The 19,786-nt window shown below is 42.1% G+C and carries 21 protein-coding genes; 17 read left to right on the forward strand and 4 right to left on the reverse strand.

Features of this window, described 5'->3' with window-relative positions:
• The first annotated feature begins 139 nt into the window (after positions 1–139).
• Genes nirB through ACIQXV_RS14065 form a run of 5 tightly spaced genes read left to right on the forward strand, consistent with a single transcriptional unit; the run spans position 140 to position 5,669 of the window.
• Complete coding sequence (gene nirB, locus ACIQXV_RS14045; protein ID WP_402959798.1) at positions 140–2,563, forward strand: nitrite reductase large subunit NirB; 2,424 nt, start codon at positions 140–142, stop codon at positions 2,561–2,563.
• On the forward strand, positions 2,560–2,880 hold the full coding sequence (gene nirD / locus ACIQXV_RS14050; RefSeq protein ID WP_402959800.1) for a nitrite reductase small subunit NirD: 321 nt from the start codon (positions 2,560–2,562) through the stop codon (positions 2,878–2,880). The genes nirB and nirD overlap by 4 nt, the downstream gene beginning before the upstream one ends.
• Before the next feature lie 25 nt (positions 2,881–2,905).
• Positions 2,906–4,354, forward strand: coding sequence for a uroporphyrinogen-III C-methyltransferase (gene cobA, locus ACIQXV_RS14055; protein WP_402959802.1), 1,449 nt, complete (start codon positions 2,906–2,908; stop codon positions 4,352–4,354).
• A gap of 3 nt (positions 4,355–4,357) precedes the next feature.
• Entirely contained in the window at positions 4,358–5,083 is a 726-nt protein-coding gene (locus tag ACIQXV_RS14060; protein ID WP_402959804.1) for a sirohydrochlorin chelatase, read from the forward strand.
• Positions 5,049–5,669, forward strand: a complete 621-nt coding sequence (locus tag ACIQXV_RS14065; RefSeq protein ID WP_402959806.1) for a precorrin-2 dehydrogenase/sirohydrochlorin ferrochelatase family protein — start codon at positions 5,049–5,051, stop codon at positions 5,667–5,669. Before ACIQXV_RS14060 ends, ACIQXV_RS14065 begins: the two co-directional genes overlap by 35 nt.
• Positions 5,670–5,702: 33 nt before the next feature.
• On the opposite strand, the gene ACIQXV_RS14070 is transcribed toward ACIQXV_RS14065, so the two are convergent.
• Complete coding sequence (locus ACIQXV_RS14070; protein ID WP_402959808.1) at positions 5,703–6,179, reverse strand: GNAT family N-acetyltransferase; 477 nt, start codon at positions 6,177–6,179, stop codon at positions 5,703–5,705.
• A 199-nt stretch (positions 6,180–6,378) separates the two neighbouring features.
• Between ACIQXV_RS14070 and aceB the strand changes: the two genes are divergently transcribed.
• The 6 genes from aceB to fosM all read left to right on the forward strand — a co-directional run bounded on the left by aceB (position 6,379) and on the right by fosM (position 11,779).
• Complete coding sequence (aceB, locus tag ACIQXV_RS14075) at positions 6,379–7,971, forward strand: malate synthase A (protein WP_402959810.1); 1,593 nt, start codon at positions 6,379–6,381, stop codon at positions 7,969–7,971.
• Between the two features lie 35 nt (positions 7,972–8,006).
• Positions 8,007–9,296: an isocitrate lyase gene (gene aceA / locus ACIQXV_RS14080; RefSeq protein WP_402959812.1), complete on the forward strand. Its 1,290-nt coding sequence runs from the start codon at positions 8,007–8,009 to the stop codon at positions 9,294–9,296.
• Positions 9,297–9,590: 294 nt separating this feature from the next.
• Positions 9,591–10,022 carry a YueI family protein gene (locus tag ACIQXV_RS14085; RefSeq protein WP_402959814.1) on the forward strand — a complete coding sequence of 144 codons (432 nt, stop codon included), beginning with the start codon at positions 9,591–9,593 and terminating at the stop codon, positions 10,020–10,022.
• Positions 10,023–10,147: 125 nt separating this feature from the next.
• On the forward strand, positions 10,148–10,975 hold the full coding sequence (locus tag ACIQXV_RS14090) for a VanW family protein (RefSeq protein ID WP_402960033.1): 828 nt from the start codon (positions 10,148–10,150) through the stop codon (positions 10,973–10,975).
• Between the two features lie 5 nt (positions 10,976–10,980).
• The gene (locus ACIQXV_RS14095; RefSeq protein WP_402959816.1) at positions 10,981–11,340 is read left to right on the forward strand and encodes a hypothetical protein; all 360 of its coding nucleotides are present in this window, start codon (positions 10,981–10,983) and stop codon (positions 11,338–11,340) included.
• A 19-nt stretch (positions 11,341–11,359) separates the two neighbouring features.
• Complete coding sequence (gene fosM / locus ACIQXV_RS14100; protein ID WP_402960034.1) at positions 11,360–11,779, forward strand: FosM family fosfomycin resistance protein; 420 nt, start codon at positions 11,360–11,362, stop codon at positions 11,777–11,779.
• 88 nt (positions 11,780–11,867) lie between these two features.
• Here fosM and ACIQXV_RS14105 read toward each other — a convergent pair whose 3' ends face one another.
• The gene (locus tag ACIQXV_RS14105; RefSeq protein ID WP_402959818.1) at positions 11,868–12,320 is read right to left on the reverse strand and encodes an OsmC family protein; all 453 of its coding nucleotides are present in this window, start codon (positions 12,318–12,320) and stop codon (positions 11,868–11,870) included.
• 91 nt (positions 12,321–12,411) lie between these two features.
• Between ACIQXV_RS14105 and ACIQXV_RS14110 the strand changes: the two genes are divergently transcribed.
• Complete coding sequence (locus tag ACIQXV_RS14110; protein ID WP_402959820.1) at positions 12,412–12,906, forward strand: VanZ family protein; 495 nt, start codon at positions 12,412–12,414, stop codon at positions 12,904–12,906.
• A gap of 21 nt (positions 12,907–12,927) precedes the next feature.
• On the opposite strand, the gene ACIQXV_RS14115 is transcribed toward ACIQXV_RS14110, so the two are convergent.
• Entirely contained in the window at positions 12,928–13,587 is a 660-nt protein-coding gene (locus ACIQXV_RS14115) for a lysozyme family protein (RefSeq protein ID WP_402959822.1), read from the reverse strand.
• Positions 13,588–13,812: 225 nt separating this feature from the next.
• Between ACIQXV_RS14115 and gatC the strand changes: the two genes are divergently transcribed.
• From gatC to gatB, 3 genes are read left to right on the forward strand one after another with little or no spacing between them, the layout of a single operon-like run.
• Positions 13,813–14,112 (forward strand): Asp-tRNA(Asn)/Glu-tRNA(Gln) amidotransferase subunit GatC, encoded by a 300-nt coding sequence (gene gatC, locus ACIQXV_RS14120; protein ID WP_402959824.1) that lies wholly within the window; start codon positions 13,813–13,815, stop codon positions 14,110–14,112.
• A gap of 3 nt (positions 14,113–14,115) precedes the next feature.
• A complete protein-coding gene (gatA, locus tag ACIQXV_RS14125) occupies positions 14,116–15,573 on the forward strand; it encodes an Asp-tRNA(Asn)/Glu-tRNA(Gln) amidotransferase subunit GatA (RefSeq protein ID WP_402959826.1) in 1,458 nt (485 codons plus the stop codon).
• Positions 15,574–15,585: 12 nt separating this feature from the next.
• Complete coding sequence (gene gatB / locus ACIQXV_RS14130; RefSeq protein ID WP_402959827.1) at positions 15,586–17,013, forward strand: Asp-tRNA(Asn)/Glu-tRNA(Gln) amidotransferase subunit GatB; 1,428 nt, start codon at positions 15,586–15,588, stop codon at positions 17,011–17,013.
• A gap of 785 nt (positions 17,014–17,798) precedes the next feature.
• On the opposite strand, the gene ACIQXV_RS14135 is transcribed toward gatB, so the two are convergent.
• Positions 17,799–18,233: a VOC family protein gene (locus tag ACIQXV_RS14135; RefSeq protein WP_402959828.1), complete on the reverse strand. Its 435-nt coding sequence runs from the start codon at positions 18,231–18,233 to the stop codon at positions 17,799–17,801.
• Positions 18,234–18,441: 208 nt separating this feature from the next.
• Here ACIQXV_RS14135 and ACIQXV_RS14140 point away from each other — a divergent pair, with 208 nt between their 5' ends.
• Both ACIQXV_RS14140 and ACIQXV_RS14145 read left to right on the forward strand, forming a co-directional pair.
• Positions 18,442–18,984, forward strand: a complete 543-nt coding sequence (locus ACIQXV_RS14140; RefSeq protein WP_402959829.1) for a DUF1697 domain-containing protein — start codon at positions 18,442–18,444, stop codon at positions 18,982–18,984.
• A gap of 220 nt (positions 18,985–19,204) precedes the next feature.
• Entirely contained in the window at positions 19,205–19,759 is a 555-nt protein-coding gene (locus ACIQXV_RS14145) for a thioredoxin family protein (RefSeq protein WP_402959831.1), read from the forward strand.
• Positions 19,760–19,786: the final 27 nt, after the last annotated feature.

Genomic DNA, 19,786 nt, shown 5'->3' on the forward strand with positions numbered 1-19,786 from the left:
GTGAAATGATTCACAAGTTTACGTTGGAATGTGACGAACTTCACAAATTTATTAACCGTTCCGGATTACAATTTAACGATAAAGAAAACCTTACTTAACGTAAAAATGCAGATAAAAAACATATAGGAGTGACCCAACTATGAAAAAATTAGTGATGATTGGGAACGGAATGGCTGGAGTTAGAACGATTGAAGAAATCCTCAAACTAGCACCGGGACAATTTGAAATAACGATTTTTGGACAAGAGCCACACCCTAACTACAATCGGATTAAATTATCAACTATTCTTCAAGGCGACACAAGCTTCGAAGAGATCATTATCAATCCACTAGATTGGTATAAAGAAAACCAAATTCAATTATTTACAGGCGAAACTGTCGTAAAAATTGATGTGGAGGAAAAGCGTGTCATCAGCGATCAGGGCCGTGAAGTCGAGTATGATGAGTTAATTATTGCGACCGGATCAAATTCTTTCATCCTGCCCATTCCAGGTGCAGAAAAACAAGGCGTGACAGGGTTCCGTGATATCAAAGATTGTGAAATGATGATCAAGTCAGCAAATCAGTATAAAAAGGCCGTTGTAATCGGCGGTGGGCTCCTCGGGCTAGAAGCGGCAAGAGGTTTGCTGAACCTTGGCATGAAAGTGGATGTTGTCCACCTGATGCCGCATCTAATGGAACGCCAGCTCGACCCTATTGCTTCATCCTTACTTAGAGCAGAGCTTGAAGCCCAAGGCATGAACTTCTTAATGGAAAAAGAAACGGTCGAAATTCTTGGTGAAGAACGAGTCACAGGCCTGCGCTTTAAAGATGGCTCCGAAGTCGAAGCCGACCTTGTGGTGATGGCCATTGGGATTAAGTCCAATACAGCGGTCGCGAAAAACAGCGACATCTACGTCAATCGCGGCATTGTAGTTAATGACTTTATGGAAACAAGTGAACCGAATGTTTACGCGGTAGGGGAATGTGCCGAACACAGAGAAATTGTTTATGGGTTGGTTGCCCCATTATATGAACAAGGAAAAGTGCTGGCAGAGCGGATTTGCGGAATAGAAGCGAAACCATATGCAGGATCTGTTACCGGGACACAGTTGAAGGTGGCTGGTGTTGGCCTTTTCTCTGCCGGCGAAATTTCTGAAGATGGTTCAACGAAGTCGATCATGGTTTACAATGAATTTGACGGTATCTATAAACGGGTGTTAACACGAAATAACATGATTGTTGGAATTGTCCTTTATGGCGATACAAAAGATAGTACAAAGTTATTCAGAATGCTGACGAAAAAAGAAGATATTAGCGGGGTTTCCATTTTTCAAACAGAATGCTCGGGAAGCGGAACAAGTGATGATATTGCTTCCATGCCAAATGATGAACTAATCTGTGGCTGTAATGGTGTGACAAAAGGGGCAATTGTTGAAGCAATCCAAACGCAGAGTCTCACAACCCTCGACCAGGTCAGCCACTGCACAAACGCCGGTCGTTCTTGCGGACGCTGCAAGCCAATGGTCAGCAGCATTCTCGCTCATACACTTGGTGACCAATTCGATGCCGCCGCAGCGCAAAAAACGAGCATTTGCGGTTGTACAACGGTTAGCCGGGAGGAATTGGTAGCGGAAATCAAGACAAAGGGCTTAACAAGTGTAAAAGAGGTCATGAACGTCCTTGCGTGGAACAATGAGGAAGGCTGTACGAAATGCCGTCCGGCCATCAATTATTACCTTGGCATGATTCACATGGATGATTACAAGGATGACCGTGATTCCCGTCTTGTGAATGAAAAAATGCATGCTAACATTCAAAAGGATGGCACCTATTCAGTAGTTCCGAGAATGTACGGCGGAGTCACAACAGCGGCTGATTTGAAAAAAATCGCCGAAGTGGCCGAAAAGTACAATGTGCCATTAGTAAAATTAACAGGGGGACAGCGGATTGGCTTGTTCGGCGTGAAAAAAGAAGACCTGCCAGCCATGTGGGAAGAGCTTGATATGCCATCCGGTTATGCTTACGGAAAAACACTACGTACTGTAAAAACCTGTGTCGGTGCTCAATTTTGCCGCTACGGGACACAGGATTCAATGGCACTCGGAATTGAACTTGAGAAGAAATTTGAACGTCTTGATACACCGCATAAAGTAAAAATGGGTGTGTCAGCCTGCCCAAGAAACTGCTCCGAAGCAGGAATCAAAGATATTGGCTACGTGGGCATTGATGGAGGATGGGAGATTTATGTCGCTGGAAATGGTGGTGTCGACCTTCGCCCTGGAGATTTACTATGTACCGTGAAAACACAGGAAGAAGTCATGAAAATGACGGGTGCTTACCTGCAATACTACCGGGAAACAGCAAATTATTTGGAGCGGACCTCTAAATGGGTGGAACGCGTAGGTCTTGATCATGTGAAGGAAGTCTTGGCAGATGAGGAAACTCGTAAAGCATTAAATGAACTTATTGATCAAACATTGAAAAAGTACATTGAGCCTTGGAATGAAGCGATTCAAAGTGAAGAAATTCAAGATAAATATTACACAAAACACACTGTTATGATTGGGAGTGAGTCCAAATGATAGGAACATTAACCCGAATTCCAGTTGCACACTATTTGAATTTAAAGGAAAGAGCCGGTTACTCTATAAAAATTGATGACAAGGAAATAGCACTTTTTAGGATCACGACAGGCGAGGTTTATGCACTTGAAAACCGCAGTCCCCATCCGAAAGGGGGCGTCCTTTCCGAAGGACTCGTCAGCGGCGCATATGTTTATTGTCCTGTCTATGACTGGAAAATCTCTTTAGCGGATGGGAAGGTTCAGGCACCGGATGAGGGTCAAGTTAGGACTTTTCAGGTGGAAATTAAAGAAGATATTGTTTTTATAGTTTTGTAGAAAAACCAGGAAGGAAGGCTGCAGGATGAAAACAGGAAGGGTATTTCTAGTAGGGGCAGGGCCAGGGGACGTTGGATTAATCACCGTAAAAGGAATGGAAGCCATTAAGAAAGCCGAAGTCATTTTATATGATCGGCTTGCTAATCCAAAGCTATTGGAATTTGCTGCGAGTGATTGTGAGTTAATTTATTGCGGCAAATTGCCTGACCGCCATATTTTGCGCCAGGAGAACATTAACGAACTTTTGGTGGAAAAGGCGTTAGCAGGAAAAATGGTTGTCCGCCTAAAAGGCGGCGACCCCGGCGTTTTCGGCCGCGTTGGTGAAGAAGCGGCAGCCCTGGCCCAATATCAAATTCCTTTTGAAATTGTTCCTGGCATTTCATCGGGGATTGCAGCCCCCCTTTATGCGGGAATTCCTGTAACCCATCGTGAGCATGCCGAATCCTTTGCGGTCGTCACCGCACATGACAAATCCGAGGCAGGCAAACCGCTGCTAGACTGGAAAGGGCTTGCCCGTGGTGTTGATACGATTGCTTTTTACATGGGAGTGGGAAATTTACCGTTTATTTGTGAGAATCTCATTAAACACGGCAAACCAGCTTCCACACCAGTGATTTTAATCCAATGGGGTACATTTGGCCGCCAGAAAACATTGCAAGGGACACTTGCCGATATTTCAGAAAAGGTGGCGGCGGCTAAGTTCACAAATCCCGCGATCATTCTTGTCGGGGAAGTCATTTCTCTTCGGGAAAAAATCAGTTGGTTTGAGCGTATGCCGTTGTATGGCCGGCAAATCCTCCTTGCCCGTACAGGTGAGAGCATGAGTGGAATGGCGCAGCATTTGATAGATCAAGGCGCGGATGTCATCGAATTTCCGAAATGGAAAAAGAATGTGCTGCCTGTTGATCTAACAAAGGTGTCAGACTATGAAAAAATCCTATTTACTTCACCTGAAAGTGTCGGGGAGTTTTTTACAGCCCTGTATGAAGATGGAATCGATATCCGTAAAATCCGCGCTGACTTTTTTGGAGTCTCTAGTAAATCAGTAAAGGCATTAAATGCCCGCGGTTTTAGCGCAAAACTTGCTGAGGAGATGCCGGAGTCAGGGAATTTGCTGATAGTTGGCGATGATAGTATGTTACGGAAATATTATGATAACGCAGACTTAATGGTAACGAGCAAAAAGGAACTTGACCGTCAATTTTTACCTATTTTTAAAAGAATGCTAGCGGAAGCTGACGTGAATACGATGGTATTCCCTAGCGGTGCCTCTGTCGAACTGTTTGTGGATGCATTAAAAGAATGTGGTCTGGATGCAGCTGAGCTATTGAAGAATTTGCAGGTTGTCAGTATGGGAAAACAAACATTGGCTACGGTTGCAGGTGCTGGCCTGCCGACACATGGAATGCCTGAAAGCGCAACGAAGGAAGCCTTGGTTGACTATTTGGCAGGACAGTTGGTTGAGGAAGTGTAAGGGATGGAGACAATCATTTATATCGCACACGGCAGCCGGCGGGATACTGCAAACAGGAAATTTATTGATTTTATTCAAAATGTAATGCAACAGTCTTCGGCAACTATACAGATCTTTGCTTTCCTTGAACACGCTGGACCATCGGTGGCACAGGCAATTGAAACATGTATCAATCAAGGGGCAAATGAAATCACAGTTGTACCTGTTTTCTTATTACCTGGGATCCATGCTAATTTGGATATTCAAGCCGAACTCGAACGCTTTCCAAACGTTATTTTCCATTATAGGAGGCCACTTGGTGTTGATGACATCATGGTCGAGATACTTGCGGACAGGTTGGCGGCTGCAGGGTTTGGCGGGCAGGAGGATGAAGCGGTGCTGTTGGTTAGCCATGGAAGCAGGGTACCCGAGGCAGCAGTTGAATTTGAAAAATTAGCAATATCTTTAGCTGAGAAAATTGGTTGTGATGTTCACAGGGCTTACGTCACTACACCTGTTTTCTATCATGAAATGGTGAGAAAACTAGTAGGCCAGAAGATTTTTATTCTTCCCCACTTCTTGTTTTCTGGCGGTTATACCGTCAAAATGAAGAGAGAACTAGATGTTGTGGGCGGAGATATTATTTTTTGTGAGCCGGTTGGTTTTGATGAAAAATTAATACCGCTTATTGAAAAACGGGCAACGGAGGTGGAACATGAGCTCAAATTATCCGATTATGTTACGGCTTGAAGGGAAATTAGTAGTGGTCGTCGGCGGCGGCAAGGTAGCTGAACGGAAGGTAAGCGGCCTGCTGGCATCCGGGGCCCGTGTAGTGGTGGTCAGTCCGGAAGCCACGGAAGAATTACAAAGGCTTTCCAAGGCTGAGAATATTGAATGGGTGCAGCGGTCGTTTTGTGTTGACGATTTGAAATGCGCGTTTATGATCTTTGCGGCAACGAATGATAAGGTTTTAAACCAACTGGTAAAAGATTCAGCGGAGCCCCACCAGCTTGTCATGGTAGTGGATGATCCAGATGGTTCGGACTTTCATCTTCCGTCATCATTTCAACGTGGTCGTTTGTCAATTTCTGTTTCAACCGGCGGTGCGAGTCCAATGCTAGCAAGGAAAATTCGTGAGCGGCTAGAGCAGGAGTTTGATGAGAATTACGAAGACTACATTGAATTTCTTTTTGTTAAGCGGAAGTGGATAATTAAAGAAGTGACAGATGCCGTTTTAAAAATCAGACTATTAACGGCAATTACCAGCGATGAGTTTTTACACAGCCACGATCGTGAGGGGGATTTTCGGCAGCTATATCGAGAATTATCTTTTTGAATTAGTAATAGCTCTTAAAGACATTTTCACTGGTTAGCCGGTGTGTTTAACCATAGTCATAAATACAATATCCCCATGGCTAAACTCCATTTCCCTCACAAACCCAAGTTTTTCGTAAAGATGGATGGCCCGGCTATTAAATTCCGCTACGGTAAGGCGAATTGGAGTAGCACCGTACACATTGCTAATTTGCTGAAGAATAAATGTTAAAAAGGAAAGCCCCAGTCCTTTACCAGTAAACACTGGGTTCATCCCAATGCCAACATCAATGAAACCTTCAGAATATGTCCCGAAAACGGCGCCAATCGGTACCTGAGCGGATTCCCCAATGCAGAAAAATCCAAATACCTCATCTTGATCATCTAAAACAGCCGAATAGGAGCGACTCAGTAATTCCCGGACAGCATCCATACTGTATTCATTATTATAAAAATCATAAGGGGCCTCGTATTTCCAACTTAATATTTCCTCCGCGAAAATTTCATCCATTTTCTTCACAAATAACAGCATAAAATCCCTCCTAGGTAAAAATGCCCGATCGTGCTAAATGCGGCTTATCAAGAATTTATAAGTTTAATTATATCAGGACAGGGGAAATTTTACCTATTTTTATAAAATTTTCAGAAAAGTAGTTCCATTTTTGGAGAGTGTGTTATATAATACAAAACGAAGATAGTTACTGTATTATAACAAAGAGGTGATCTAGTTCATGTCGACGCAAACGACAGGTATTGAAGTGGTTGGGGCATTGAAAGCCCAATATGATGAGATTTTAACACCAGAAGCTTTAAATTTTATTGAAGAGTTAGAGCGCAATTTCGGTGAGAGAAGAGTGAAACTGTTACAGTACAGGAAAAAACGCCAAGAGGAAATTGATAACGGCAAACTGCCGGATTTCCTTCCCGAAACGAAACATATTCGCAATGGGGAATGGACGGTTGCACCGCTGCCAAAAGACCTTCAAGACCGCCGGGTTGAAATTACCGGACCGACTGATCGGAAAATGGTCATCAATGCCCTGAACTCAGGGGCAAAATTGTTTATGGCTGATTTTGAGGATGCTACTTCACCAACTTGGGAAAATGCTGTCGAAGGACAAATCAACTTGCGTGACGCAGTAAATCGGACGATTTTCTTTGAAAACCCGAATGGAAAGAAATATGTGCTAAATGAAGAAACAGCCGTGCTGATCCCAAGACCACGTGGGCTGCACCTTGAAGAAAAGCATGTGTTATTAGATGGCAAGCCCATCTCAGGAAGCTTTTTCGATTTCGGGATGTATTTTTTCCATAATGTAAAAGGCCTGCTTGCAAATGGAACAGGACCATATTTCTATTTGCCAAAGCTTGAAAGCCACTTAGAAGCACGGCTTTGGAACGATGTATTTGTTTTTGCACAGGAAAAGCTCGGGGTTGCCCAAGGAACCATCAAAGCAACGGTTTTAATTGAAACGATCATGGCTGCATTTGAAATGGATGAGATTCTTTATGAGTTAAAGGAGCATTCAGCCGGATTGAACTGCGGCAGGTGGGATTATATTTTCAGCTTTATTAAAAAGCTGCGTAACCAGCAGGATGTCATTTTACCGGATCGCGCTCAAGTCACGATGACTTCACCGTTTATGCGCTCTTATTCGCTGTTGACGATTCAAACTTGTCATCGCCGCAAAGCACCGGCAATGGGGGGGATGGCCGCGCAAATTCCGGTGAAAAATAACCCGCAGGCGAACGAAGAGGCCTTCGCAAAAGTCCGCGCTGATAAAGAGCGGGAAGCACGTGACGGCCATGACGGAACATGGGTAGCACATCCGGGACTTGTACCGGTGGCAATGGAAGCATTCAATCGCGAAATGCCGACACCAAATCAAATTCACACAGCGAAACAGCAGAAAATTACGATAACAGCTCAAGACTTACTTGAGGTGCCGGGCGGAACGATCACGGAAGCAGGTGTCCGCACGAATATCAATGTGGGCATTCAATACGTAGCTTCTTGGCTTTCTGGCAGAGGCGCAGCACCTATCTATAATTTAATGGAGGATGCGGCAACGGCTGAAATTTCACGGGCCCAGCTTTGGCAGTGGATCCGCCATCCGAAAGGTGTGCTAGTCGACGGCAGGAAAGTAACCGTGGAAATGTATGAGCAATTAAAGGGTGAGGAATTGGAAAGAATCAAACAGGAGACTGGGGCTCACGGCTTTGAGAATGGCCGGTTTGATGAAGCCGTTCAACTATATGACAAGTTAATTTTAAATGATGAGTTTGTTGATTTCTTAACATTGCCTGGATATAAGCAATTATAAAAATATTTTAATAGATTGATAGGAGGAATTTTAACATGACAGATTCAAGAGTTGCTGGGTTACAGGAAAGCTGGGAAATGGATAGCCGTTGGAAAGGAATTACGAGACCCTATACGGCAGAGGATGTTATTAAGCTGCGCGGTTCAATCGATATCGACCATACTTTGGCACACAAAGGGTCTGAAAAGCTGTGGAAGCTGTTAAATGAAGAAGAATATATAAATGCACTTGGTGCCTTAACAGGAAATCAAGCTGTCCAACAAGTAAAAGCAGGTTTGAAGGCCATTTACTTAAGCGGCTGGCAAGTTGCGGCAGATGCCAACCTTTCCGGACATATGTATCCGGATCAAAGCCTGTATCCGGCAAACAGCGTTCCAAGTGTTGTGAAGCGAATTAACCAGGCACTTCAACGCGCTGACCAAATCACTCATTCAGAAGGTGACGATTCCATTGATTGGTTCGCTCCGATTGTTGCCGATGCCGAGGCAGGCTTTGGCGGCCAGTTAAACTGCTTCGAATTGATGAGGGGTATGATTGAAGCAGGCGCTGCAGGTGTTCACTTTGAAGACCAGCTTTCTTCTGAGAAAAAATGCGGTCATTTAGGCGGTAAAGTATTGCTGCCAACACAAACGGCGGTTCGCAACCTGATTGCCGCTCGCTTGGCTGCCGATGTTATGGGCGTCCCAACAGTATTGGTTGCACGGACTGATGCCAACGCTGCCGATTTAATCACAAGTGATATCGATATGACGGATGCCCCGTTTATTACCGGCGAGCGGACATCCGAGGGATTTTTCCGGGTTACTCCAGGAATTGACCAAGCGATTGCCCGCGGCCTTGCGTACGCTCCATACGCAGACCTCATTTGGTGTGAGACTTCTGAGCCAAATATTGAGGAGGCAAGACAATTTGCTGAAGCGATCCATGAACAATTCCCTGGTAAGTTACTCGCTTACAACTGTTCACCATCGTTTAACTGGAAAAAGAAACTGGATCAAGAAACGATTGCAACATTCCAAGAGGAGCTTGGAAAAATGGGCTACAAGTTCCAATTCGTTACACTTGCCGGTTTCCATGCCCTAAACCACAGCATGTTCGAACTAGCCCGCGGCTACAAGGAGCGTGGCATGGCAGCGTATTCCGAATTGCAGCAAGGAGAATTCGACAGTGAGCAATACGGCTACACCGCAACACGCCACCAGCGAGAGGTTGGTACAGGTTACTTCGACCAGGTATCAATGGTGATAACAGGAGGAACTTCTTCCACGACAGCCTTGAAGGGTTCTACTGAAGAGGCGCAATTCACCGGTTCTACCCAAAAATAAAGCCGTTTGGCTCGTGGCGAATCCTTCTCTCCTAAATGGAGGGGAGGATTTTTTTGTTTGAGTGATGTAAATGGTGGGGCTTAGATGGGTTACTGGCGGATGATGAAGGTTAACTGGCGGATAGCTCGCTCCAATTGGCGGATAATGAGGATTTACTGGCGGATAAGCTGAATTTACTGGCGGATAGCTGATTTTAACCATCGAATTGGCATATTTCCTCTCCAAATTTTGGAGCGTAACACTTTTTGAGGTATTATCATACATAATAATAGCCTTTATATGGAGTTGATATGTTTGAAAAAACCTACCGTTGACGAGGTCTTGCAGCAAGGTATATATGGCCCTTTGGAAACAAAGCCGGATGAGCGGCGCAAATACTTAGGAACAATACGAGAACGAATCATTGTTGCTTTGTACAAAAGACAGGTGGCAGAGGCGGAAGTTTATCCGCAAATTGAGCAGTCGATGAGGGAATACCCTGAGGCACATCTATTTTTAAATGGAAATATGAGCTACGAGGAATTATCAAAGTATGTTAAATTGGCCGCGAAAAAGAAGATTGAACATAAGATTGTCACAAATAAGGAGCATGACACGGAAATTGGGTTGATTCTAGCAATGGGTCATGCGATTGATAAAGAAGAAATTTTTATCACAAAAAAGCAACAATACCTAGAAAAGCCTCATGAAAAAAAGGGACTATTTGCGAAATTTTTTAAATGGTAAATAAAAAGTGTGTGATTCGATTGGGAATTACACACTTTTAATTATTTTTAAGACAAAAATACAAAAAAATGTTAAATTTGTCATAAGATTAAGATAATAATAGAAAAAGAGCAGGGAATGACATGATGCCGATACAAAAGCCAATTAAGAGAAATCGCTTAAGGATCTATCTTGGGAAGAAATATTATCGCCTGAAACGATATTGGGAATGGTACACCGATGGAAAAAAGTATGCAAAACAGAAGGAAAAAGCAAAATTAAGACACGTTATTTTCACCCATCAAACCCCGTTGCTGCGCCAATTGAAGGACGTCGATATGTGGCTGCAGCATAATAAGGTAAAGAACTTAACGATTGCTGCCAACTCGCTAAATGGAATCGTCCTAAAACCGGGGGAGACCTTTTCATATTGGAGGTTACTGGGAAATACCAGTAAAAGCAAAGGATATGTTGAGGGGATGATTCTCCACTACGGAAAGGTAACCACTGGAACAGGCGGGGGCTTGTGCCAACTATCGAATTTGATCTATTGGATGACGTTACATACTCCGCTGTCGGTTATAGAGAGGTACCGCCACAGCTACGATGTTTTCCCTGATTCAAAGCGAAGTCAGCCCTTTGGTAGCGGGGCCACCTGTGCCTACAACTACCTTGATTTACAAATTAAAAATGAAACAAATAATACCTATCAACTAGTTATCTATTTAACAGATACCCATCTTGTCGGGGAATGGCGGGCCGATGTTCCCCAAACAAGGACTTATGAAGTTTATGAGAAAGAACACTGGATCACGCAGGAGTACTGGGGCGGGTATGCTAGACATAACACGATTCAACGAAAGGTTTACAACCTAAATCAAGAGTTACTAGAGGATGAATACATTACCGAAAATAACGCGATTATGATGTATGAGCCATTTTTGCCAGATGGCAATTCTTCAAATGGGAGCTGAAGATATTGAATAATAAGTCACTGTGGTTGCCTTCATTAATTATTTCTCTAGGTATTATTATCGGCTGTTCGCTTATTGCTTCACAGCCTATAGCCGCTGTAGCCGAACCAAAAAGCAAAAACACAGTGGAAAGCAGCGTCATGCTTGATTTAGATGGTGCGTCTAAATTCCTTGGTTTTACAACCGAAGAATTGAAAATGATTATCTCTACTGAAAAAAGAAGCTTGGAAACAAATGGGAGCTTTGAAGGTGTACTGCTGCCGTATATTAAGGTAGATGGAAACTTATATTTTGAAAAAACAAAACTGTTACTTTGGGCACAAGAGAATGCTGAGTTGCGTAAGGAATATCAAAAGGGATATTAATCGAAAAGGTGATTGTATGTTGATAAAAGGAATAAATCATTTGCTTTTTTCAGTTTCCAATTTGGATATATCGATAGAATTTTATCAAAAAGTTTTTGAGGCAAAGCTGTTAGTGAAGGGGAGAAGTACAGCCTATTTTGATCTAAATGGATTGTGGCTTGCTCTTAATCTAGAAAAAGACATCCCTCGAAATGAAATTAATCAATCGTATACCCATATTGCTTTTACAATAGAAGAAGCAGATTTTTCAAAAATGTATGAGAAACTTAAGCAGTTGAATGTTAATATACTGCCTGGCCGCTCGAGAGATGAAAAGGATAAAAAGTCGATCTATTTCACTGACCCGGATGGTCATAAATTTGAATTTCATACGGGTACATTAAAGGACAGATTGGATTTTTATAAGCAGGAAAAAGGGCATATGGAATTTTACATTTAAAAAGGGGAGGAGATTTTTTGCCGATTGTTCATGAGGACGTTCATCGTCGAGCAAAAGCAAAAACTGTCCTCATGAGGAACTACCCCCATTAGCCTACTGCCAGTTCCACGGTCGCCACCAGTTCAATTTCCACATTCCCTTGAACGGCGCGGCTGATCATGCAGGATGTCTCCGCTTTTTTAGCGAGACGCTCCGCCAATTCTATGTCTTTTTTAGAAGCTTCAGGTTTCAAGATAATACGAGGCCGGTGGGTAATTTTTTTATAGGTGATCACTCCCTTGGTTACATCGACAATGCCTTCAGATTCCATTGTAAGATTTTCTTTCGAGAGCCCACTGCGTTCCATCATAGCCGCAAGTGTAATGATATAGCAGGTTGCCGCTGCCCCAAGCAGCATCTCATCGGGATTGGTACCGACACCCGGTCCGTCCATTTCCGGTGGGATAGAGACTTTTGTTTTTAAGTTCCCGGCCTCAATCTCTCCGACGTCATTCCGTACTCCCGGCCAGTTAGCTTTTAAGTGAAAAACATGTTCTGCCATGTTAAATTTCCTCCAATTCTATTTTTGCTCCCACCTAATTTGGAAAATATGGTATGGTTATTTTGATATGTTAAAAATGGAGAAGTGATGAATGAAAATTATTTTTAAAATTACCCTTTTACTAGTTCTTTGTTTGTACTTAGCGATTCTTTCAAAATTAATTTTGTTTAAATACATACCGTTATCTGAGATTATTAATCATTTTAACTTTACTTATGATGAATACCACTGGCGGTCAAATAATTTTGTCCCCTTCAAAACCATCTATTTTTATCTGTTCTTAGCAGATATCAATTTAAATATCCGGATTGAGAACGTAGCAGGAAATATTATTGGTTTTGTACCTTTCGGATTTATTTTACCATTGCTGGCGAAAAAGTTTCAAAAGCTTAGCGCCGTTACTCTTTCTACCTTGTGTTTAAGCTTGACGTTCGAGGTATTGCAATTGGTATTTGAATTCGGCAGCTTTGATGTGGACGATTTAATTTTGAATACCATTGGCGGGATCTTAGGTTACCTGCCTATTAAACTTGCTATTCTAATTTTCCAATCGAAACATAAAAAAAACGCCACAAAAATGATTTAAATGAAAACAACCGGTGAACCTTTAAAAGGATCCACCGGTTGTTTTGTCACTTGAATTTACTGGAACACTATCAACTAACAATTGCATGTTTTTTGCTACCTTTGTGCTGTAGGTAAAGTCACCATAACAGTACGGATAACGGAAATTATTTTTATCGCCGCCACAATTATAAAGGGTTGGCTTTTCTTTTGCGCGGAGGAGTGAGTATTCCTTCGCCAGTTCCTCGCTATGTTTGCCGCCATGCTGTGCCACATAATCGATATACCCACTACCCATGTTATAAGCCTGAATAATCGTTGGAAAATCTACCTTCTTCTGATTTCCATAGGTTAGAACCCGCTGAAAATGCCTTACCCCGACCTCAATACTTTGCTCAGGATCTGTAATCGTGTTCCTTGTTAAACCGGCCGATTCCGAAGCCTGCATGGGATCGCCACCTTTTCCATGACTTTCCTGCTGCATTAGGGCTATAAGGACATCGGTGTGACTTTCAAGCTGATATTTTGCTAATTCATCGTGGATTTGTAGGCTATACTTTTTAACATCAGCAAATGGATCGTTTTCTACTATTTGTGGGAGGGAATTCTGTTTTTGAAAATAATGTTGAAACATTGCCAAACCGCAAAATAGGATAAACAGCACGAAAAAGGTTTTGAACTTCTTCCGTCTTCGTTTTTTCATTAATATTCTCTCCTAAATCAATTCTTCTTTGAACATTATAAGGGAATATTAGAGCAAAGTCAGTGATGATCCATTATTGAGGATAAACAACAGCAATGCTCCTTTTTTTATTAATAATCTAAAACTTTCGATATTTGTTTATACTGAAAGAAGGAATCATTGCGGTAAAGCGAAAAAGTTTGGTATCATCAATAGTAAAATAACATTGGGATTGGGGGTTAAAAAATGTCACGAATTTCAAAGGAACAGGTGAAACATGTTGCCAACCTGGCACGCTTGGCAATTTCGGAAGAAGAAACAGAGAAATTCACAAAGCAATTGGATGCCATCATTACCTTTGCGGAGCAATTAAATGAATTGGATACAGAAAATATAGAACCTACATACCATGTGCTGGATATGAAAAATGTTTTGCGTGAAGATATTTCACAGCAAGGTTTGCCGCGTGAAGAGGTACTTAAAAACGCGCCGGAGCATCAGGATGGACAAATTAAAGTACCGAACATAATGGGAAAGGAGGATTAAAAAGTGAGTTTATTTGATTATAAAGTTTCAGATCTTCATGAGTTAATACATAAGAAAGAACTAAAAGTTACTGACCTAGTTGCTGAATCGTACAAACGGATTGGCGAAGTCGAGGACAAGGTCCAGGCTTTTTTAACGTTGGATGAAGAGCGTGCGCTGCAATCAGCAAAATTACTTGATGAAAAACACGCAACCGACTCTCAAAAAGGATTATTATTCGGAATGCCGATTGGCGTGAAAGATAATATCGTGACAAAGGGCTTACGAACCACCTGTGCGAGTAAAATACTCGAAAATTTCGATCCGATTTACGACGCAACCGTTGTGCAAAAGCTACATAAGGCAGAAACCGTGACAATTGGGAAGCTAAACATGGACGAGTTTGCGATGGGTTCCTCGAATGAAAACTCTGCTTTTAAAAAGACTCGGAATCCGTGGGATCTTGATCGGGTACCTGGGGGCTCTTCTGGCGGTTCAGCGGCTTCGGTAGCGGCGGGAGAAGTACTATTTTCATTAGGCTCTGATACAGGCGGTTCGATTCGCCAGCCAGCTTCATTCTGTGGTGTCGTCGGCATGAAGCCAACCTATGGCCGGGTTTCCCGTTTCGGTTTAGTTGCATTTGCTTCATCACTCGATCAAATTGGGCCGATTACGAGAACCGTTGAAGATAATGCTTACTTACTGCAAGCCATCTCCGGGCTTGACCCAATGGACTCGACATCAGCAAATGTGGATGTTCCGAACTTTGCGAGCGCCTTAACAGGTGACGTGAAAGGTCTAAAAATCGCCGTGCCAAAAGAATATCTTGGTGAAGGTGTCAACGAAGCAGTTCGCCAATCGGTGCTAGATGCATTAAAAGTTCTTGAAAGTTTAGGAGCGGTTTGGGAAGAAGTTTCACTGCCGCACTCTAAATACGCTTTAGCAGCCTATTATTTACTTTCTTCATCAGAAGCATCGGCCAACCTCGCCCGTTTTGACGGTGTGCGCTATGGTTACCGGACACCGGATGCGGAAAGCTTAATCGATTTATATAAAAAGTCACGAGCAGAAGGCTTCGGCGATGAGGTAAAACGCCGAATAATGCTCGGTACATTTGCGTTAAGCTCAGGCTACTATGATGCCTATTACAAAAAAGCGCAACAGGTTCGGACTTTGATTAAAAAGGACTTTGAAGATGTGTTTGCCAACTATGATGTCATTGTCGGACCAACAACGCCAACGCCGGCATTTAAAATTGGCGAAAATATTGAGGACCCATTAACCATGTACGCAAATGATATTTTAACGATTCCTTTGAATCTTGCTGGCTTACCGGGAATCTCCGTTCCGTGCGGTTTTGACGCTGGTTTGCCGTTAGGATTACAAGTGATCGGCAAGTATTTTGATGAAGCAACGGTTTACCGCGTTGCCCATGCGTTCGAGCAGGCAACTGACTTTCATAAACAAAAGCCGGAATTGTAGGGGGTGAAAATAATGGAATTTGAAACAGTGATCGGACTTGAAGTCCATGTAGAGTTAAAAACAGACTCGAAAATTTTCTCAGCGAGCCCAAACCATTTTGGTGCTGAGCCGAATACGAATACGAGTGTCATCGATCTAGGATACCCAGGGGTTTTGCCTGTCCTTAATAAAAAGGCAGTTGAGTTCGGGATGAAAGCGGCTATGGCTTTAAACTGTGAAGTTGCGACGCATACGAAGTTTGACCGCAAGAACTATTTTTACCCGGACAATCCAAAGGCCTACCAAATCTCGCAATTTGATAAGCCGATTGGTGAACATGGCTGGATTGATATCGAAGTGAATGGTTATACGAAACGGATTGGCATTACAAGAATTCATCTGGAAGAGGATGCCGGAAAACTGAACCATGGCAAGGGCTATTCTTTAGTCGACTACAACCGTCAAGGTACTCCTTTAGTGGAAATCGTTTCAGAGCCGGATATCCGTACCCCGGATGAAGCCTATGCTTATCTTGAAAAATTAAAGTCCATCATTCAATACACAGGCGTTTCTGATTGTAAAATGGAAGAGGGCTCACTCCGTTGTGACGCCAATATTTCCATTCGACCAGTGGGACAAGAGGAATTCGGAACGAAAACAGAATTGAAGAACCTGAACTCTTTCAATTTTGTCCGTAAAGGTCTTGAATATGAAGAAAAACGTCAACGAGAAGTTGTTTCTGAAGGCGGAAAAATTGATCAGGAAACGCGCCGCTTTGATGAAGCTACTGGTGCTACTTTGCTCATGAGGGTCAAAGAAGGTTCTGATGATTACCGTTACTTCCCGGAACCGGATTTACTCGATTTATTTATCGATGAGGATTGGAAAGCGCGGATTCGTGCGGAAATTCCTGAGCTTCCCGATGAGCGGCAAAAACGCTACGTGGAAGAACTCGGTTTACCTGTATATGATGCCAAGGTTTTGACTGTAACGAAAGAAATGGCTGATTTCTTCGAGGCGACAGTAGGTGGCGGTGCCGATGCGAAGCTGGCTTCAAACTGGCTTATGGGTGATGTTTCCGCCTATTTGAATGCCGAGTCGAAGGAGCTTGAGCAAGTTGCATTAACTCCAGAAGGCTTAGCGGGGATGATTAAACTAATTGAAAACGGCACGATTTCATCGAAAATCGCGAAAACAGTTTTTCTAGAGTTAATCGAAAATGGCGGCGATGCCGAGCAAATCGTGAAGGAAAAAGGTCTCGTGCAAATCTCTGATGAAGGAACACTTCTCAAGATCATTGCAGAAGTTCTTGATGCTAATCCAAAATCCATTGAAGATTTTAAGGATGGGAAAAATAAAGCAGTAGGCTTCCTTGTTGGACAGCTAATGAAAGCAACCAAGGGACAAGCCAATCCACAAATGGTAAATAAATTATTGCAGCAGGAATTGCAAAAACGATAAAACGTAAGCTGGCAGACTCGGTTCTGCCAGCTATTTTTTTTGTGAAGAATGTCGAGCATGATTCGACATTCTTTTTTTCAATTTCCCGGGAAAAAATAAGCATTCTAAGGTTTTGACACATTGTTAATTAAACGTTTGGTTAATAAGGAAATATGGGAATACTTGTCGAAGTGTGTATTATTAACGGTAATGAGATGTTTTTCGTCATGGTTCACTGATAAAAATATAAAAGTGGTTCTAGTAATCGACATTATTCTTACTAATTTTAAAAGTAAAAACCTTTATTAATAAGCTCTATTACCATTTTAATCAAACATTTGATTAGTTTATTTTTTGCTAACCAATCGTTTGATTAAAAATGACCAAAACCTTGATATAACGGACTTTCCTTACTAAAACTAGTTTAATTTTTGTTGAAAAATGGATCATTTATTACCTTTTGCAAAGTATATGCTACTATTCGAAATAAACTGATTACTAAAGAGGGAGAATCATGTTCGTACATAGTATTGGTGAAGAAGTGAATTGGGCGTTTCGCAAATAAACTGCTTAGTTTCGCAAACAAACAGGGTGGTTTCGCAAATAAACCCCTTGGTTTCGCAAACAAATCCCTGAGTTTCGCAAATAAAAGTTATTGAAGTCATCTCCTTTGATTTGAAAGCGTAAAAATATACCGAAAAACATGTAAATGATGCCTTTCTTGGATAAACAGACTATTTTTAATAGATGATTTTAAAAAAATGAGAGGGTATCTAAATAATTCTTTAGAAACCCTCTCATTTAAATTAAAATGCAATCATCGCCCCACGTTCATCAAAGACGGAGCTTGGATTCCAAGCCACTTCCCACAGATTGTTTTCTGGGTCGGCACAATAGGCAGTGCGTCCGCCCCAAAAGGCATCACTTGGTTCGCGTAAGACTTTCCCTCCGGCTTCACGTATTTCCTCAATAGTAGTGTCAACGTGTTCTGGTTTTTCAACGTTAATCGCGAAGGTCACAGGACGAAAGGTTTCAGGGGATTGCGCTAGTTCTATGCCGGCATCCTTTGCTAACTCAGCAATTGGAAACAAGGAAAGCAGGACACCAGCCGTTTTAAAGACGGCATATCGGTCAGAGCTAAATTCTGTTTCTTCCCAGCCTAGCGATTTGTAAAAAGCACGAAGTACGGGTAAATCAATCGCACCTAATGTAAGCAAGCTTACTCTTTGTGGAACCATCATTCTATACCTCCATTAAAGTTCTTGTTCTTTAACTATTCTTCAACTAATTATTATTTTCCTTTAGAAAAAATACTTAATTATAATCCATTTTATACAAACGTTTGATTGGTTTATAAATAACCGAAAACTAGTAAAAAAATGAAATAATAAATAGAGTTTATTTTAAATTAAAAATGGTAAGATATATTGAAAAAAGCGAGGTAGATGAATGACTATTTATATTGCATTGTTACGGGGAATCAACGTTGGCGGGCATCATAAAATTAAAATGGTCGATTTGAAAAGTCTATTAGAAACGATGGGCTTACAGAAGGTGAAAACCTATATTCAAAGTGGGAATGTGTTATTTGAATCGGAAGAGGAGGAGAAACAACTTAGCCATCGATTGGAAGCTGAAATTAGCAAGACATTTGGGTTCCCTGTCCCAGTAGTCTTAAGAACATCTGAGGAATTCAAGCGGATTATCCGAGATTGTCCATTCTCGACTGACACGCTAAATGAAGGAGAAAGTGTCCAGATAGCCTTTTTAGCTGACAAGCCTTCTGAAGATGGCATCAATCATTTGGGGTCATATAAAACAGACATGGAGGAATATAGCATCGAGGGGAAAAATGTTTATCTTTTTTTTCGGCAAAGCATCCGGGATTCCAAACTCGCTGCTCAGCTTCCAAAGTTAGGTGTTCCAGCGACAGTCCGAAACTGGAAAACTGTAATAAAATTAGGAACAATGGCAAAAGAATTGGAGCAATAAAAAAACGCTCGGATTCAATTTATAATCCGATCGATTTCTAATGGCTATTCTTATTTTAATAAGGCGAGGTGCGACCAAGAGTCAGCTTAGATAAATATTGCTTTTTTGTAATAGGAAAAAATACTTGTAGAATAATATTGGAAAGTGTACAAAAGCAGTTCTTTTGTAACATGTGATTGAAACGGTTATCATAGTAGAAAATGGAAGGGTGTGGGAAAAGATGGATTTAAATGCTTGGTTTCAAAAAGGATTGACTGCGGAAGAGTACATTCATTCGATGACGCAAAATAAAGAGGAAATGCTTTCGATTTATAAGCGGTTTTCTTTGAATGCTGAAGATAAAAGCAAGCTGGAGGCATTAAGAACACAAAAACTACGTGGGATTGTGCTAACAGAGGATTGGTGCGGGGATGCGCTGCTGAACAACCCGATTTTGATGAAGGTAGCCGAAGCGGCGGGTATGGAACTGCGTTTTGTCCTCCGTGACCAAAATCTCGAGTTAATGGATCAATACTTAACGAATGGCACATCTCGAGCGATTCCTATTTATATTTTTCTAAATGAAGAAGGTAGTGAAGTGGCGGTTTGGGGGCCAAGAGCGGCTGAAATGCAGGCGCTTGTGATGGAAAGGCGTGCAGCCCTGCCGGAGAAAGACGCGGAGGATTTCCAAGAGAAACAAATGGAAATATATAAGCAGCTTAGGGAGCAGTATCAGAAAGACGAGGCTATTTGGCAAACGGTGGCCAATAGTATTATCGCTGCTCTTCTTAAATAAAAAAGATTCCCGGTGGAAGTTACCTCC

It is taken from the genome of Neobacillus sp. NPDC097160 (assembly GCF_044762155.1).
Taxonomy (GTDB): domain Bacteria; phylum Bacillota; class Bacilli; order Bacillales; family Cytobacillaceae; genus Neobacillus.